This is a genomic window from candidate division TA06 bacterium (genome assembly GCA_016235665.1).
Lineage (GTDB): Bacteria > Edwardsbacteria > AC1 > AC1 > EtOH8 > UBA5202.
This window is the reverse complement of the sequence record JACRJI010000016.1, coordinates 362487-377277: the sequence shown is the minus strand read 5'-3', so window position 1 is coordinate 377277 and position 14791 is coordinate 362487. Positions and strand designations below refer to the sequence as shown.

17 protein-coding genes are annotated in these 14791 nt (G+C 51.7%); 16 read left to right on the top strand and 1 reads right to left on the bottom strand.

Annotated elements, in window-relative coordinates; all coding sequences use genetic code 11:
- The 12 genes from HZA73_12055 to HZA73_12000 form a co-directional block, all read left to right on the top strand.
- A partial coding sequence (locus HZA73_12055; protein ID MBI5806755.1) for a hypothetical protein occupies window positions 1–613 on the top strand: 613 nt, incomplete at its 5' end.
- A 25-nt stretch (window positions 614–638) separates the two neighbouring features.
- Window positions 639–1712, top strand: a complete 1074-nt coding sequence (locus tag HZA73_12050; GenBank protein MBI5806754.1) for a hypothetical protein — start codon at window positions 639–641, stop codon at window positions 1710–1712.
- A 43-nt stretch (window positions 1713–1755) separates the two neighbouring features.
- Window positions 1756–1965: a hypothetical protein gene (locus tag HZA73_12045; protein ID MBI5806753.1), complete on the top strand. Its 210-nt coding sequence runs from the start codon at window positions 1756–1758 to the stop codon at window positions 1963–1965.
- Between the two features lie 49 nt (window positions 1966–2014).
- The gene (locus tag HZA73_12040) at window positions 2015–2575 is read left to right on the top strand and encodes a nitroreductase family protein (GenBank protein MBI5806752.1); all 561 of its coding nucleotides are present in this window, start codon (window positions 2015–2017) and stop codon (window positions 2573–2575) included.
- Between the two features lie 94 nt (window positions 2576–2669).
- A complete protein-coding gene (locus HZA73_12035; protein MBI5806751.1) occupies window positions 2670–3200 on the top strand; it encodes a GNAT family N-acetyltransferase in 531 nt (176 codons plus the stop codon).
- 26 nt (window positions 3201–3226) lie between these two features.
- Window positions 3227–4033 carry a hypothetical protein gene (locus HZA73_12030; protein MBI5806750.1) on the top strand — a complete coding sequence of 269 codons (807 nt, stop codon included), beginning with the start codon at window positions 3227–3229 and terminating at the stop codon, window positions 4031–4033.
- A 50-nt stretch (window positions 4034–4083) separates the two neighbouring features.
- Window positions 4084–5052, top strand: coding sequence for a Gfo/Idh/MocA family oxidoreductase (locus tag HZA73_12025; protein ID MBI5806749.1), 969 nt, complete (start codon window positions 4084–4086; stop codon window positions 5050–5052).
- Window positions 5049–5609: a hypothetical protein gene (locus HZA73_12020; protein ID MBI5806748.1), complete on the top strand. Its 561-nt coding sequence runs from the start codon at window positions 5049–5051 to the stop codon at window positions 5607–5609. Before HZA73_12025 ends, HZA73_12020 begins: the two co-directional genes overlap by 4 nt.
- Before the next feature lie 14 nt (window positions 5610–5623).
- Window positions 5624–7288, top strand: a complete 1665-nt coding sequence (locus HZA73_12015) for a tetratricopeptide repeat protein (GenBank protein MBI5806747.1) — start codon at window positions 5624–5626, stop codon at window positions 7286–7288.
- Complete coding sequence (locus tag HZA73_12010; GenBank protein MBI5806746.1) at window positions 7285–8268, top strand: hypothetical protein; 984 nt, start codon at window positions 7285–7287, stop codon at window positions 8266–8268. The genes HZA73_12015 and HZA73_12010 overlap by 4 nt, the downstream gene beginning before the upstream one ends.
- 1 nt (window position 8269) lies before the next feature.
- The gene (locus HZA73_12005) at window positions 8270–8614 is read left to right on the top strand and encodes an Mth938-like domain-containing protein (protein ID MBI5806745.1); all 345 of its coding nucleotides are present in this window, start codon (window positions 8270–8272) and stop codon (window positions 8612–8614) included.
- A gap of 32 nt (window positions 8615–8646) precedes the next feature.
- A complete protein-coding gene (locus HZA73_12000) occupies window positions 8647–9912 on the top strand; it encodes a tetratricopeptide repeat protein (GenBank protein MBI5806744.1) in 1266 nt (421 codons plus the stop codon).
- A gap of 3 nt (window positions 9913–9915) precedes the next feature.
- Here HZA73_12000 and mtgA read toward each other — a convergent pair whose 3' ends face one another.
- The gene (gene mtgA / locus HZA73_11995; GenBank protein ID MBI5806743.1) at window positions 9916–10662 is read right to left on the bottom strand and encodes a monofunctional biosynthetic peptidoglycan transglycosylase; all 747 of its coding nucleotides are present in this window, start codon (window positions 10660–10662) and stop codon (window positions 9916–9918) included.
- A gap of 156 nt (window positions 10663–10818) precedes the next feature.
- On the opposite strand from mtgA, the gene HZA73_11990 reads away from it, so the two are divergent.
- The 4 genes from HZA73_11990 to HZA73_11975 all read left to right on the top strand — a co-directional run bounded on the left by HZA73_11990 (window position 10819) and on the right by HZA73_11975 (window position 14791).
- On the top strand, window positions 10819–11364 hold the full coding sequence (locus tag HZA73_11990; protein MBI5806742.1) for an HDIG domain-containing protein: 546 nt from the start codon (window positions 10819–10821) through the stop codon (window positions 11362–11364).
- Window positions 11365–11436: 72 nt separating this feature from the next.
- The gene (locus HZA73_11985) at window positions 11437–11979 is read left to right on the top strand and encodes a gamma carbonic anhydrase family protein (protein MBI5806741.1); all 543 of its coding nucleotides are present in this window, start codon (window positions 11437–11439) and stop codon (window positions 11977–11979) included.
- A 12-nt stretch (window positions 11980–11991) separates the two neighbouring features.
- Window positions 11992–12837, top strand: coding sequence for a hypothetical protein (locus HZA73_11980; protein ID MBI5806740.1), 846 nt, complete (start codon window positions 11992–11994; stop codon window positions 12835–12837).
- 1 nt (window position 12838) lies between these two features.
- Entirely contained in the window at window positions 12839–14791 is a 1953-nt protein-coding gene (locus HZA73_11975; protein ID MBI5806739.1) for a sulfatase-like hydrolase/transferase, read from the top strand.

Sequence of the window (14791 nt, the reverse complement as noted above, 5' to 3'; positions counted from 1 at the left end):
TAGTGCAATACAGCCTGGTGATGAAGAAATCGGCATCGTATTTATTGATTGCGATCAATGGGGTAATGTAATAAATCGTATTTATTGTGGTTGGGGTGTGGATCCAGCGGTTGAAAATGGTAATTGGTCAGCACAACAAGCAGCCCCGGCGTATATGTGGGCGAGTTCAGGTGTCAATTTTAAAGATGTTAGTAAAGAAATACAAAACACAATGATGCGTACGTTATATGTTTCAGCATTATATGGTGATGCAGATGCTAGAGAAAATGTTGCGGCCTATCGTTGTGCAAAAATTGAGATGACAGAAGGTAATAATTATAAAATAGGAACTGATGGTAACTGTATAACTGTAGGTAAAAACATTGATATTAATACTTTAATTGCCGGTACGTTACATGAAGGATTTCACCTGCGAGATTATATAAGTGGAAATAATGAATACCATGATACAGAATGGGTTGAGAATGTGCTAACGGGTGAATATGAACCTTCAAAAATATATGATAATCCTGCACGTGCGTTGATGCCTAATATAATGAACAATATTAACAGAGCGGTTCAATTTAATCTCTCTTCTTTGTTAAAGCAATTTTACGAATACCTGAAACCTTAATTAATTAAAATAAAGGATTTCTAAAATGCTTAAAATATTAATTACTATAATACCAATCGTATTCCTTTTTCAATGCGGCAGTTATAAAATCAATAAATATAATTACCCATACAATGTCGGGGTTGGCTTTGTAGATAAATTGTATTATGATGGCAATAATACTATTTTTTATATGATGCCTTTGGGTGGTGAATTATTTGAATACAATATAACGCACAAGAAACCTAAACCGATTTTAAACACAGACTATTATCTGTTAAATTATGATGTATCACCAGGGGCTTCTAAAAAGCTGATATTATTTAAAAGTTCAAAATCACGTCATGAATTATTTCCAAAAAAACTAATGGGTGGTGAATTTATGGCAAGGATGACATTTAATGATTGGGATTATTCAATCCTTGATGTACAAAATCAGAATGAAGTAAAGTACTTATATGAATCAAAAAACGTACAAAATGCTAACAAAATAATATGTTTTGGTTTTTGTTGGCACCCAAGCAGTAGTTATATATTAGCTGCCAAAGGTAAATTTGGTTACATTAATTGGCTAAATGATTATTTTATTAGTAATACATTCGATTTTGTTAAAATAAATACAAACAATGACTTTGGCAGCGAAACTAAAATAATGACCTTGGATGGTAAATATTTACCGAAATATATCTCTTTTATAGATACCAGTAAATTTATTTTTTCGACATATGTATCTGATAGTAATAGAGGTTTCGATATTTATAAAGGCGACATAAAAAGTAAACAAGAGTTAGTATTACTTACCTCTATTAAAGATAGTGTGTCTAGTATGTGTGTGCCAAATTATAATGGTGCCAGACAATTGTTCATTACGACCAAGACAGAAACTGATTCTGCAAAACTTTACGTTATAAATATTGAAAGTGGAGCTATTGAAAATACTTACATTTTACCTTTTAAATATTATAGTGATTATGGTCATCCTGGCTACAAATACGCTTATTCCGTAGAAACATACCATATATCATTTTCACCCGATGGGCGTAGCATAGCATATTTTGATGAAGGTAAATTCTGTATCTTTGATAATCCATATTATTTAGAAAAGAATAAAAGCCAATAATAAATGCTTACAACATTACGACGCACAGACAAAACCCCAAAGCATGTGCCTTGGGGTTTTAATCCAGTCCCAAAAGCGGGAGACGGACGGCAAGGCCACCATCGTCAACACCCAGTACGACTCGGTGGGGCAGGTGCGGCGGGTATTGTATAATAAATACCAACAGCCCGTTAGACCGCGGGTACTGATGGTCTTTGCCAGTTACGTCAATTCAAGAAGCGTAAAAAGGCTTGAAAAATCGGTAAATCGGTAGTATATTGTTTCAATAAGCGAAGATACTACTGAAAAAAAGGATACAAACCATGGACGTCAAAACCGCAATCCAGTCCCGGCGGGCCTACCGCTCGCTGGCCCCGGTCCAGATCACAAAAGAAATGGTGGAGGACCTGGCCACAGCCGCTTCGCTGGCCCCCTCCTGCTTCAACAAGCAGCCCTGGCGTTTCGTCTTTGCTTACGGCCGGGAAGCTTTGTCACAACTGCGCCCGGCCCTTTCCAAGGGAAACGAGTGGGCGCAGGAGGCTTCAATGATCATTGCCGTGTTCAGCAAAAAGGAACTGGACTGTGTGATGAAGGACGGCCGGGAGTATAATTTGTTCGACACCGGGATGGGGGTGATGTCTCTGATCCTTCGGGCCACGGAGCTGGGGTTGGTGGCCCATCCCATAGCCGGGTTCGATCCGGCCAAAGCCCGGGAGGTGCTGGGCATCCCGGAGGACATGAATCTGATCACGCTGATCAACGTTGGGAAGCGCGATGAAAAAATAAGCCCCAAACTGAGCCCGGACCAGGCCGCGGGCGAGGCCGTCCGGCCTCCAAGGCTGCCTTTTGATGAATTCTGTTACATCGATAAGTACAGGGCCTAGGTCCACTGTTCCCAACGAAAAGCTCCCGTGATTCGGGGGCTTTTTTTGCTTTACAAAGCGGTTTTATTAGGATATTATTAACCTTTGATGCCCTATGAACAGAGATCTGAATTTAACATCGGAAAATGTCAGACTGCGCCCTCCAAGCCTTGATGACCTGCCGTACATTCAAGAGCTGTGGGCTGATCCGGTCACCATGAAGGAAGTGGGCGGCCCGTTGATTATTGATGCCCTTCAGGCCCGGCGCTGGTTCGAAAAAATGGTCGATCCCGGTTCGCCCGGGGACCGCTATTTTCTGATAATCAACCGGGAGAACCTGCCGGTGGGCGAGGCCAGCTTCCATCGTTTTGACCCCGGCACGAAAACGGCGGAATTCAACATTAAAGTCGAGGCGCGCCACAGATACAAGAACTACGGTTCTGAGGCGGCCAGGCTTATCCTGGAATACTTTTTCAGCGTCTTTGGCGGCGAGGTGATGGCCGATCCGATCGCGCCGGAGAACACCGCCGGACAGAAAGCGCTCCTGTCAATTGGTTTCGAACACGACCCATCGCGGACAGATGTCTTTATGGTGCGGATGACAAAAGAGAAGTTCTATTTGACCGGCCCGGAAAACGTGCATTAAATCAGATCAATATGAAAGGTATAACCATGAGAAAAATGACCATTGTCCTGGCGATCCTGGCCTTGTGTGCTTCGCTGCTGCAAGCCCAGCCTGGCTTTGACGAGGCCAAACAATATTGGGAAAAACGAGGGGAACCGGCCTCGCTGAAAAAGGCCATAGAGATCTACCAGAAAGCCTACGAGTCTGAGCCCAGCTACGCCCTGGCCGAAAGGCTGTCCTACGCCTACTATTTCCTGGCCGATGCCTTCGAGCAGGGGGAGCAGAAATCCAGGGACTATTACACCGGCTACGAGTGGGGGATCAAGGCGCTGTGCTACGACCCGGGGTTCAAACAGCGCTATCAGGCCGAAAAGAAAGGCATGGGCGACGCCATCAACGGGGTGCCCAAAGAATTCGCCGGCGGCATCTTCTGGGCCGCCACCTGCTACGGCAAGTGGGGAAAGATGCGCAACATCCTCAAGCAGCTGGGTCCCGCCAAGCAGGCCCGCAAGATGATCACCTACCTGTATTCCATAGACAAGGCCTTTTATTACGGCGGACCGGCCCGCTGGCTGGGGGCCTTTTACGCGATAGCCCCGGGCATAGCGGGCGGCGACATGAAGAAGTCGAAGCAATACTATGAAGAGGCCATCGCGATAGCGCCGGCCTACCTGGCCACCAAGGTGCTGATGGCCGAGAACTATTACCCGGAGGTGAAAGACCGGGCCGGGTACGACCGGGCGCTGGACGAGGTGCTGGCCGGAGATGCCGGCTCGATCCCGGAAATCGCCATCGAGCAGAAGGTGGAACAGGAGAAAGCAAAAAAACTTAAGGCCGCAAAGTGGGAGAACTGACAGGCCAGCTACCGGATATATCCAAAATCTTTGACAGGAAGGAATGACATTTGGCTAAGCTTAAAATCGGCGTCATCGGCGTGGGCAGCCTGGGCCAGCACCATGCCCGGGTTTGCGCCGAACTTACCAATGCCGAACTGGCCGGAGTGGCCGACCTCAATGAAACCCGGGGGCGGGAGATCGCCGGGAGGCACCAGGTGCCGTTCTTTGCCGATCACCGGGAATTGCTGAAACAGGTGGATGCGGTCAGCATAGTTGTTCCCACTACCATGCACCATCAAGTAGCCAGGGACTCCCTGGAGGCAGGAAAACACGTACTGGTGGAAAAGCCAATCACCGCCACGGTGGAGCAGGCCGAAGAGCTGTTAAAACTGGCTGGTTCCAATAACCTCAAACTGCAGGTGGGGCACATCGAGCGCTTCAATCCGGCGCTGCTGGCTGCGTCCCCCCATATCCACGACCCGAAATTTATCGAATGTCTGCGGATCTCACCCTTTGGAGGACGCAACACCGACGTGCCGGTGGTGCTGGACCTGATGATCCACGACATCGACATCGTCCTCAGCCTTGTCAACTCCGAGCTGGAGCGGGTCTCGGCCATCGGCTGCAGCCTGGTCAGCGGCCGGGAGGACATCGCCAACGCCCGGCTGGAGTTCAAGAACGGGTGCGTGGCCAACCTTACCGCCTCCCGCATCTCCGGCAAAAAAGAGCGCAAAATGCGGTTCTTCCAGAAGGATTCCTACGTCGCCGTGGACTTTTTGAATCACGGGGTCAGGGTCCACAAGCTGAAGGGTGATCCCGGCGGGGTGTCCGATCTTTCACAAGTAATGGAACTCATCGAACCGGAGATCGACCAGGTCGAGCAGCTGAAGGCCGAACTGGGATCCTTTGCCGATTGCATCATCAATGACACGATCCCATTGGTAAGCGGCCGGGACGGCCTGAGGGCGCTGCAGGTGGCCGAGGAGATCATGGAAGAGATCGAAAAAAGAAATCAAAGGCTGAAGGGGAAAACATGAACCAGGTTTATTTTGAGAAGACCGGACCAGGCAACACCGTAAAGACTTTTGAGCTGGCCGGACAAAGGGCAAAAGAGCTGGGGATCAAGAATATCATAATTGCCACCACTTCCGGAGCCACGGCCCTGGAGGCCGCCAGACTGTTCAAAGACTTCACTGTTGTGGCGGTGACGCATTCCACAGGCTTCTCGGCCAAGGACATCCAGGAACTGTCCAAAGAGAACAAGGACGGTCTGGAAAAACTGGGGGCCAAGGTCCTTACCTGCCAGCACGCTTTGGGCGGGGTCAACCGGGCGGTGCGCTTCAAGCTGAAGACCTACCAGCTGGACGAGATCATCGCCTACACCCTGCGCACCATGGGCCAGGGGTTTAAGGTCTGTCTGGAAATAGCGTTGATGGCGGCCGACGCCGGACTGGTCTCGGTCAGGGAGGAGGCGGTCTGCATCGGGGGCACCGGCAGCGGGGCCGACACCGCGGTGGTGCTGACCCCGGTCAACGCCCAGGATTTCTTTGACCTGAAGGTCCACGAGATCATCTGTAAACCGCGCCTGTCGTAACAGTGTTGAAGGACATGAGCATCAAAGGACCTTCTTTGGTCTTTGACCGGCTGACCGAGGGCTGGCGGCCATACCTTGGCATCGCCCTGCTGGGGCTGGCGGTCTATTTCAGGGCGGTCTTCTTCGGGTTCGCCAATTATGACGACGATCACCTGATACTGCAAAATTTCGGGAACATCTCATCCTGGCATAATATATTCACCGCCTTCAAGACCGACATGAACTGGCAGTCTCCCGGCGTCTATTACCGGCCGCTGGTGACGCTAACATTCATGGCCGACGCCCTGTGGACCGGGAAGGATCCGATGGGCTATCATTTGTCCAACATTTTTTTTCACCTTTTAGCTTCCGAGCTGTTTTTCAAGCTTCTGCTGCTTTTGGGATATCCCCGGAAAACTTCATTGTTCTTTGGTCTGCTGTTTGCCTGCCATCCGGTGCTTACCCATGCCGTGGCCTTCATCCCCGGCCGTTACGAAACGGTGCTGGCTATAATGGTGCTGGGTTCGGTGATGACCTTTATAAAATATCTTTATAAACCCCGCTGGCTGTGGCTGCATGGGCTTTTTTTTGCCGGAGCCTTGTTTGCCAAGGAAACGGCGGTGATCGTCCCGGTGATCTGCAGCCTGATCTTAGTCTTGCCATCAAAACGCAAATGGCAGTATAAAAACCTTTGGCCGCCGGGTGCGGTATGGTTTGCAGTGCTGGCTGTTTTTATGATTATGAGATGGCAGGTGGCAAAAGATGTCACTCCCCAGTTCAACACGCAATATGAGAATGTCATCGGGTTATTCAGTTATCTGGGAAAGATCGTCTTTCCCGTCAACCTTTCTGTGATGCCCATCCCGGCCGACTCTCAGCCGGTTTGGGGCCTGGCCACCCTGGTCCTCCTGTTGCTCCTGGCCCTGCTGGGGGGGATAACCCGGAAAAGATACTTTCTTTTCGGAGCCGCCTGGTTCCTGGTCTTTCTGCTGCCGACGGCGCTGAGGACCCTGAACTTTGCTTATCTGCTGGAACAGCGCCTCTACCTGCCCTTGATGGGTTTTATGATGATGACGATGGAGCTGGTTCCGGTTCAAAAACTGTCCGAAAAAAAATGGTCACTGCTCCCGGCGGTTACTGTACTGTTATTGTTCTCTGCAACAACCACGAAACACTCCGCTGTGTACCGCAACGATATCTCTTTTTGGGAAAACGCCATTGAGCATTCGCCCCATTCGTATTTTGCCCATACGGTGCTGGGCCAGCGCTACTACGCCCAAGGCCATGCGGATCTGGCAGAAAGGGAATTCCAAAAATCCCTGGTCTTAAGGCCCGGCGATCCGCTGATAGAGAGTGACCTGGGCTTGGTCCTGATGGAACAGGGCAAGTGGACCGGGGCAGAAAAAGCCTTCATCAGCGCCGTCCGAAATCTCCCGGATGACCCCGGCCTGCGCAAGAACCTGGGTTTGGTCTATACCAAACTGGGCGACTGGCCCGGGGCCGAAATTCAGTACCGCGCTGCCCTGGCCCTGAATTCAAATGATCCCGAGACCTTGGACCGCCTGGCCCTGGCCTGCTACCTCCAGGACAAGTTTGCCGAAGCTGCAGGATTTTATGACCGGGCCGTCAAGGCCGGGATAAAACCGGACCCCCGGATAATGAAAATACTTGCTCCCTACATTAATAAGGAGGTCCGATGAACCAGGATGACATCAGTCCGGCCAAACTGGATGAGTTCAACCGGCTCCAGGATTCGTTGAAAGACAAAAAGCCGCAGGTTCAGGACCTATTGGAACTGTCCCGGGCCGCAAGGGAGGCAGGCCTGCCCAAAGAAGCCAGGCACAATCTTTTGACAGCCGGGGAGCTGGAACCTGAAAATCCTTTGGTAACAGAAGCGCTAGCGGTAGAATTGGGCCCCGATGAATTCGGGCAGTGGCGGGAAACCCATAAAAAGGAGATCCCTTTCTGGAGGGACATGAAAAGCATCCTGCTTTACCCTGCCCAGAGGGAAGGATTGATGATGTTGGGCCTGGCGTCGCTGTTCTTTGCTTCCGGGAAAATATTCGAGTCCCTGCTGGAGGCCATGCCCCTGCTGAGGATATTCTCCATAGTCTTTTTTGCGTTGGGAGGGATCTTGGGGCTGGTAATTATTCTGATGCTGCCGGGATTGTATACTTCGATCACCCGAAGGGCAGCCGCGGGAAAATCGGGTTTTCCCGACTGGCCGGGGTTTGGGGATGTTTTTGCCAACCTGCTGGGCCCGGCCCTTAAGGCGCTGGCGGTGGGTTTGTGGTCCTTCATGCCATTGATCATGACGATCATGGCCACCGCCCAGAAAAAAATAAGCCCTTCCGTTTCCCTGACAGTTTTCACCCTGCTGCTGGGAATGCTGTATTTTCCCATGTCATATTTGATGATGGTGATGTCCCAAAAACTGTGGCCCTCTTTGCTGCCCTCGCAGGTGCTGGATTCCATGGCCAAAAGCGGCCGGAATTACCTTAAACTCTGCCTTCTGTTCTGGGCGCTGCTGCTGCCCTCCATGCCGGCCCTGCTTTTGTGGGAGATCCCTTTTATCGGCCCGGCAGTGGCCGTATTCACGGGGCTGTATTGCTGGGCTTGCAGCCTGCATCTGTTGGGAAAATTTTACCGGTATGAAAAAGAAAAACTAAAATGGTTTTAGCATGAAGATCGAAAGCTATTCCTTCGGGTTGATCAAGATCGGAGGCCAGGAATTTAAGTCCGACTTGACCATCTATCCCGGCCATGTCAACGACAAGTGGTGGCGCAAGGAAGGCCACCTGCTGCAGATGGAGGACCTGACGGACATCTTAGCACTCAAGCCAGAAGTCCTGATCGTAGGCCAGGGCCTGCCGGGTCTGATGCAGGTGGACCAGAAGGTGGAGGAATATTGCCGGGGTAACGGCATCCGGCTTTTAGTGATGCCCACTGAAAAAGCCGTGGAAGAATACAATAATTCATCCGGCAAAAAGGAGAAGGTCGTTGCCTGCCTGCATTTGACCTGCTGACAATGAATCCGGCCGTCAGACATAGGAAGCAATTGGTATGGATAGTCATACCAAAGCCGACGGAGGAATTTTATCCCTATCACCTTATCCACCGCAAGGCTGAACTGCTGGACCTGACCGGAGAGTGGAACCGGGCCGAGGAATTATACCGGGAGAACTCTCTGGCCGCTGCTAAGGCCGTCCGGCCGCAGCTCGAAGCCGAGAGCCGGTCCCGGCTGGGAGTATTGTTTGGCAACCGCGGCCGGTACGACGAAGCCAGGGATTCCCTTATGTCGGCCCGAAGCCTTAATGAAACGGCCGGAAACCTTAAAGGGCTGGCCATGGTGCTGGGAAATCTGGGATGGGTATATCGCATGCAGGGGCAGTATCAAAAAGCGCTGGATTACAATCAGCAAAGGCTTGAGATATCCCAAAGGCTGGACGACAAAGAATGCATCGGCGACGCTCTGGGCGACCAGGGGGTGATATATTGGTGCCTGGGGGCGATAGACGGGGCATTGGACTGTTACCGCCAGCAGGAGGCCCTCTGCCACCAAAACGGTGACAGATTGGGGCTGGCCCGGGTGCTGAATAACCGGGGAATTATCTACAATCTGCTGGGCAAATACCAGCAGGCCATCAGCGATTTTCAGGCCTCCTCAGGGATCTTCCGCGAGTTGGGCGACATCAGCGGATTGAGCAATCCCGAAGGCAACAGGGGAGTGACCTTTGCCCTGATGGGTGACAGGCAAAACGCCCTTAAAGACTATGCCGTCCAGACCGATATCGCCCGGAAGCTGGGGAACAAGCCCATCCTGTGCCTTTCCCTGGGCAACACGGCCGACATCTACCGGGATCAGGGTGAATGGGAGAAGGCGGCGGCGTTTTACCGGCAGTCGATAGAGATCAGCAGCGAGATATCCGCCCTGGGGCAGCTTTGCGAATCGCTGCTGTCGTTCGCCGAACTGCGGCGAAGGCAGAATGATAAAGCGTCTTGCAGGACTTTGCTGGAAGAGGGACGGCAGTTGGCCGGTGAACTGGGGAGCCCTGATTATGTCTTTTCCGCTGCTTTGCTGGACGCGGCCACCCGGCCCAGCCCCGATGCTTCTGCCCAAGCCCTCCGGGAATTGTTGTCGAAGACACCCGGTGAAAGCGAACAGGCCGCCATCTACTACGAGCTATTCAAGATAACAAAAAACCCTGACCACGGGATCAGGGGGAGGGAGCTGTACCGGAAGGCCTATGAAAGCATTCCCAAGGCCGAGTTCCGGGAAAGGGCCGATGAGTTGGAGAAAGAACTGGAGAAGCTCCGTCGGTGAATTCTAAAAACCCAAGGCATCGTGTTCCGCCTGGGTCAAATGCCCGTATTCCAGCATCTTCCGGGCGATCCATTTACGGCGGGTGGTCATCCGCTTGCTGTCGGCAAAGGGCCCGTATCTCCGGGGATTGATGATGATCGAAGCCATTCTGACGGCCTGCTCCGGCGTCAGTTGCGAAACCTCACAGCCGAAGTAAAAGCGCGAAGCCGCCTGGCACCCAAACAATCCCGGACCCCATTCGATGTAATTCAGGTACAGCTCAAAAATCCTGACCTTGCTCAGGCAGCCGTCCATTCTGCTGGCCAGCACCGCCTCGGAGATCTTCCTGGTCAGGCTCTTGGAGGTTGATAGATACAGGTTCTTGGCCAGCTGCATGGTGATGGTGGAAGCCCCCCTGGCCCAGCGCTTCTTCTTCCAGTCGGCCTTGATGGCCTCCCTGACCTCGGCGTAGTCTATCCCCTGATGGGAGAAAAAGCCGGCGTCCTCGGCTACCAGCACAGCGTTCTTCAGATAAGGCGAGATCTGGCCGTAGGGCACGAACTCCTGGTTGGGCGAAAAAGACTGCCCCTTGGCCCGGGCCTCTCTTCTCCGCTGTTCCATCAGGGCGGTGGTCTTTGGGTTCCTGGTCTTTAGCCCGTCTATCTGCGGCAGATGCAGCATGTCCCAGGCCACCGAGGCCAGCACATAGGCCGCCAGCAGGAACAGACCCCAGATGATCAGGCGTTTTATTTTGTTGGTCAGTCTGCGCATGGGTGAATTATCTTACATCGGGACAAAGAAGTCAAGCAGGGATTCAATTAACCACAAAATGCACAAAAAGCGCATAATCTCTGTATGCTGAAAACAATCTTTTTTAGTCTTTTGTGCCTTCTGTAGTAAAATAAAAACAAATTCACGGAGAACATCATGCAACGCGATGAAGCAAAAGCCCTGCTGGAGCAGACCATCCCCAACAAAAACCTGCAGAAACACATGCTGGCGGCCGAGGCCTGCATGCGGGAGCTGGCCGCGCATTTCAACGAGGACGCAGACCAGTGGGGCCTGGCCGGCCTGCTGCACGACCTTGATTACGACCAGACGGTGAACGATTTCCCCAACCACGGCAAGGTCACCGCCCAAATGCTGGAGGGCAGGGGCATCCCGAACGAGGTCATTTATTGCATCCGGGCCCACCCCGGGCACGTGGAGACCAAGTCGAAAATGGATTACGCCCTGTACGCGGCGGACTCCCTGACCGGGCTGATAGTGGCCGCGGCCCTGATGCACCCCAGCAAGAAACTGGCCAATGTGGACGTGCCGTTCATCATGAAGCGCTACAAGGAAAAGCGTTTTGCTGCCGGGGCTAACCGGGAGCAGATCCAGACCTGCGACAGGCTGGGGCTGAGTTTGGAGGAATTTGTGGAGAAGTGCTTAAAGGCGATGCAAGGGATATCTGAAGAGTTGGGACTATAAATAGGTTTGAAATATTCAAAAGGTTTAAAAGTTATAAACGTAAGAGAAACAGAATAATAAAGCGATAAAGCAATGATAAAACCCTACAAAGCTAAAACTCCCAAGATCAGCCCCGCCGCCTTCGTGGCTGAAACCGCGGTCATAATCGGCGATGTGGAGATCGGTGAAAGAGCCAGCATCTGGTACGGGGTGGCCATCCGGGCGGACATCAACCACATCCGCATCGGCAAGGAGACCAACATCCAGGAGAACACGGTGATCCACGTGGACCTTAACGACCGGGGGTTGGGCGATTGCGCCACCATCATCGGCGACCGGGTGACGGTGGGGCACGGGGCCATCCTGCACGGCTGCAAGATAGAGGACGACTGCCTGATAGGCATGGGGGCCACGGTGCTGTCCGGGGCCAGGATCGGGGCCGGTTCGGTGGTCGCGGCCGGGGCCCTGGTCAAGGAAGGCCAGCAGATCCCGCCCCGCTCCATGGTGATGGGCATGCCGGCCGAGGTCAAGCGGCAGCTGCCGGAAGAGGCGGTGGAGAAGATCAGGGCCAGCGCCAGGCACTATGTGGAGCTGGCGGAAGAATATAAATCATCGGAAGCAAAGAATAATAATTAAACAGGTACTATCATGAAAAAATATTTTGTTGTCATATTACTTCTCGTTAGATCGTTTGCGTTGATTACTGCTTTTGAGTTGAAAGGAACGACATGGGTTGGTAATCATCTTGAATGTTTATCGTTTAATGATACATTAGCGTCTTACAGTATTCTGTCAGATGAATCTGACTATAAATATTCAACAAGCAACGATAGCCTGCTAATATATGAACATTATTTAACAACGGCCGATACATTGAATCATACGCGTGGCTACGGCTTCATAATCCAATCACAAAATGCTGATTCTATTGTCCTTAAGCCTTTCCGGCCAGTTGGCATTGAATGGGGGACAACAATTCTTGACAAATATTTGATCGACAGCACGGAATCATTTACATATTATAAATCCGACCACTATTACGATTCGTCTATTGTTGCGTTTGATAAAATATATTTTTCAAAGGATTACTCAGATTGGTATGATATTCATTTTCAAATGATAATAGATAAAAACAGAAATTACTATTATCATAGTGTAGATAACAAGGCACAAAAAGGGTATTATCAAGGCATAATGGAGGATTCGCTTTTTGAAGCTCTTAAAATATGCTTGAAACATAGTGCTTTACGAAAGGTTAATTTAAATCCAGCCTATAGCTACTACGACAACACAGGCAAGAAGGTTGATGAGATCATGGTTTTTAGTTCTGGCCCATTTTATAATTTGAAGGTTTATATGCAAAATGATAGTATATGCACAAGTGGTACACAAGTTCCCCAAATAGCTAATAAGCTATTCAGATTTTTAGAGTCCAGCTCTCAAAAAGTAAAACTATTTAAGACCAAAGCAGCAAAAAAAGCTTTTACAGATTGAAATGAAGATTATCCCAAAGCCGCTTAAAATCAGCCTGGCTGGGTTCATATACCTGTTAGTCTGCTATGAACTCCTGCGGCTGGGGTTCCTGGTCGCCAACCGCCAGTACTTTGCCGGCGTGCCGGCCGGGCAGGTGTTGTGGGCCTTTGTCTACGGCCTGCGCTTCGACCTCTCGGCCCTGCTGATGCTGAACGGGGTCATTTTGCTGTTGTACAACCTGCCGGGGTTCCCCGGGAGGTATCAATGGTATTCCAAAACAATGCTGGCGCTTTTCTGGCTGGTGAACATGCCGGGCTTCATCGTCAACCTGACCGATTACGGCTATTACGCCTTCACCCAGCGCCGCCTGATGTTCGAGCTGTTTGCCATGCCCCGCGAAACGATGGACATGGTTCCCAGCCTGGTCCGGGGTTACTGGCCGCTGTTCCTGCTTTTAGCAGTGCTCTCTGGTTTGTTCATATACTCCAGCCTTAAATTCTTTACCCGGCTGGATAAAAAGATAGTTTATAAATTCAACCCATTCACCGAATCCCTAAGCCTGGTCCTGATCGTCGGGCTGGCGGTGCTGGGGATCCGGGGCGGCCTGCAGTCCAAGCCCATCCGGCAGAATCACGCCTTCTTTAGCGAGAGCCGGGCGGCGGGTTACCTGGCCCTCAACTCCACCTTCACCGTGCTGCGCAGCCTTAGCCAGCCCAAGCTGGCGGAATTCCAGTTCATGCCCCGGGAGCAGGCTCAGGAACTGGTGGAGACGATGCTCCGCGACCCCAATGAAACAATGGCGGACCGGGAGTATCCCTTCTTAAGACAAAAGCAATTCCCGAGTCCTGAGAAGAAGCTGAACCTGGTGATCTTCATCATGGAAAGCTGGTCGGCCGGGCAGGTGGGCTCGGCCCCGGGCAGGCCAAGCGCCACGCCCTTCTTCGACAGTCTGGCCGTCCAAGGTCTGCTGTTCACCAACTTCATGGCCAACTCTCAGCGTTCGCTGGAGGCGGTGCCGGCCATTTTGACATCCATCCCGGCCTTCTACAACAACAACTCTTTCATCGGCTCACGGGCCGAGATGAACCGGGTGCTGGGGCTGGGGCACATCCTGTTAAAGCGGGGCTACACCACCTCGTTCCATCACGGGGCCAAGGTGGGCTCCATGGGCTTTGACGCCTACGCCCGCACCGCCGGGTTCCAGAAATACTACGGCAAGGAGGACTTTCCCGGACTGGCCGACTCCCTGCAGGACGGCACCTGGGGGGTTTACGACGAGGAGTTCTTTTTGGACGCCCTGTCGCGGATGAACAGTTTCAAGAAACCATTCGCCTCGGTGATCTTCTCTCTGTCGCCGCATGATCCCCTCAAGATACCAAGTTACCGCGAAGCTTTGTTTTCAAAGTTCAAGGATGATGACAGGTTCCGGCGGGCTTTGCGATATTCCGACTACAGTCTTAAAAGGTTTTTTGAACAAGCCCGGAACCAGGATTGGTATGAAAACACAGTATTCATAATAACCGGCGACCATCCCTACCATTCCATGCGCAACGACTTTGCCTCCATCTTCCAGGTGCCGTTGTTGATCTACCGGCCTCAAGGCCTGGCGCCGGCCCGGGAGGACGGCATCGGTTCGCAGGTGGACATTATGCCCACGTTTCTGGACCTGCTGAACCTCTCTACCACCCACGCCTCCATGGGCAGTTCGCTGATCTCCGGCAAAAAGGAGCATTACGCGGTGGTGCGCCACGGGGCGGAGTTCGCCGTTTTCGACGACCGGCTGGTTTTGGTCAGCGACCTGGAGAAGATCAACGGCTTGTATAATCACAGGAACGACGGTGCATTTAAGAATGACCTGCAAACAGCGAAGCCGGAAGAAGCCGGGAAAATGTTTGAGTATCTGCGGGCTTATATCCAGCAGGCCTCGTATGCCATTGCCCGGGACAGGATATGTAGGGAGGAGGACGTCAGATAA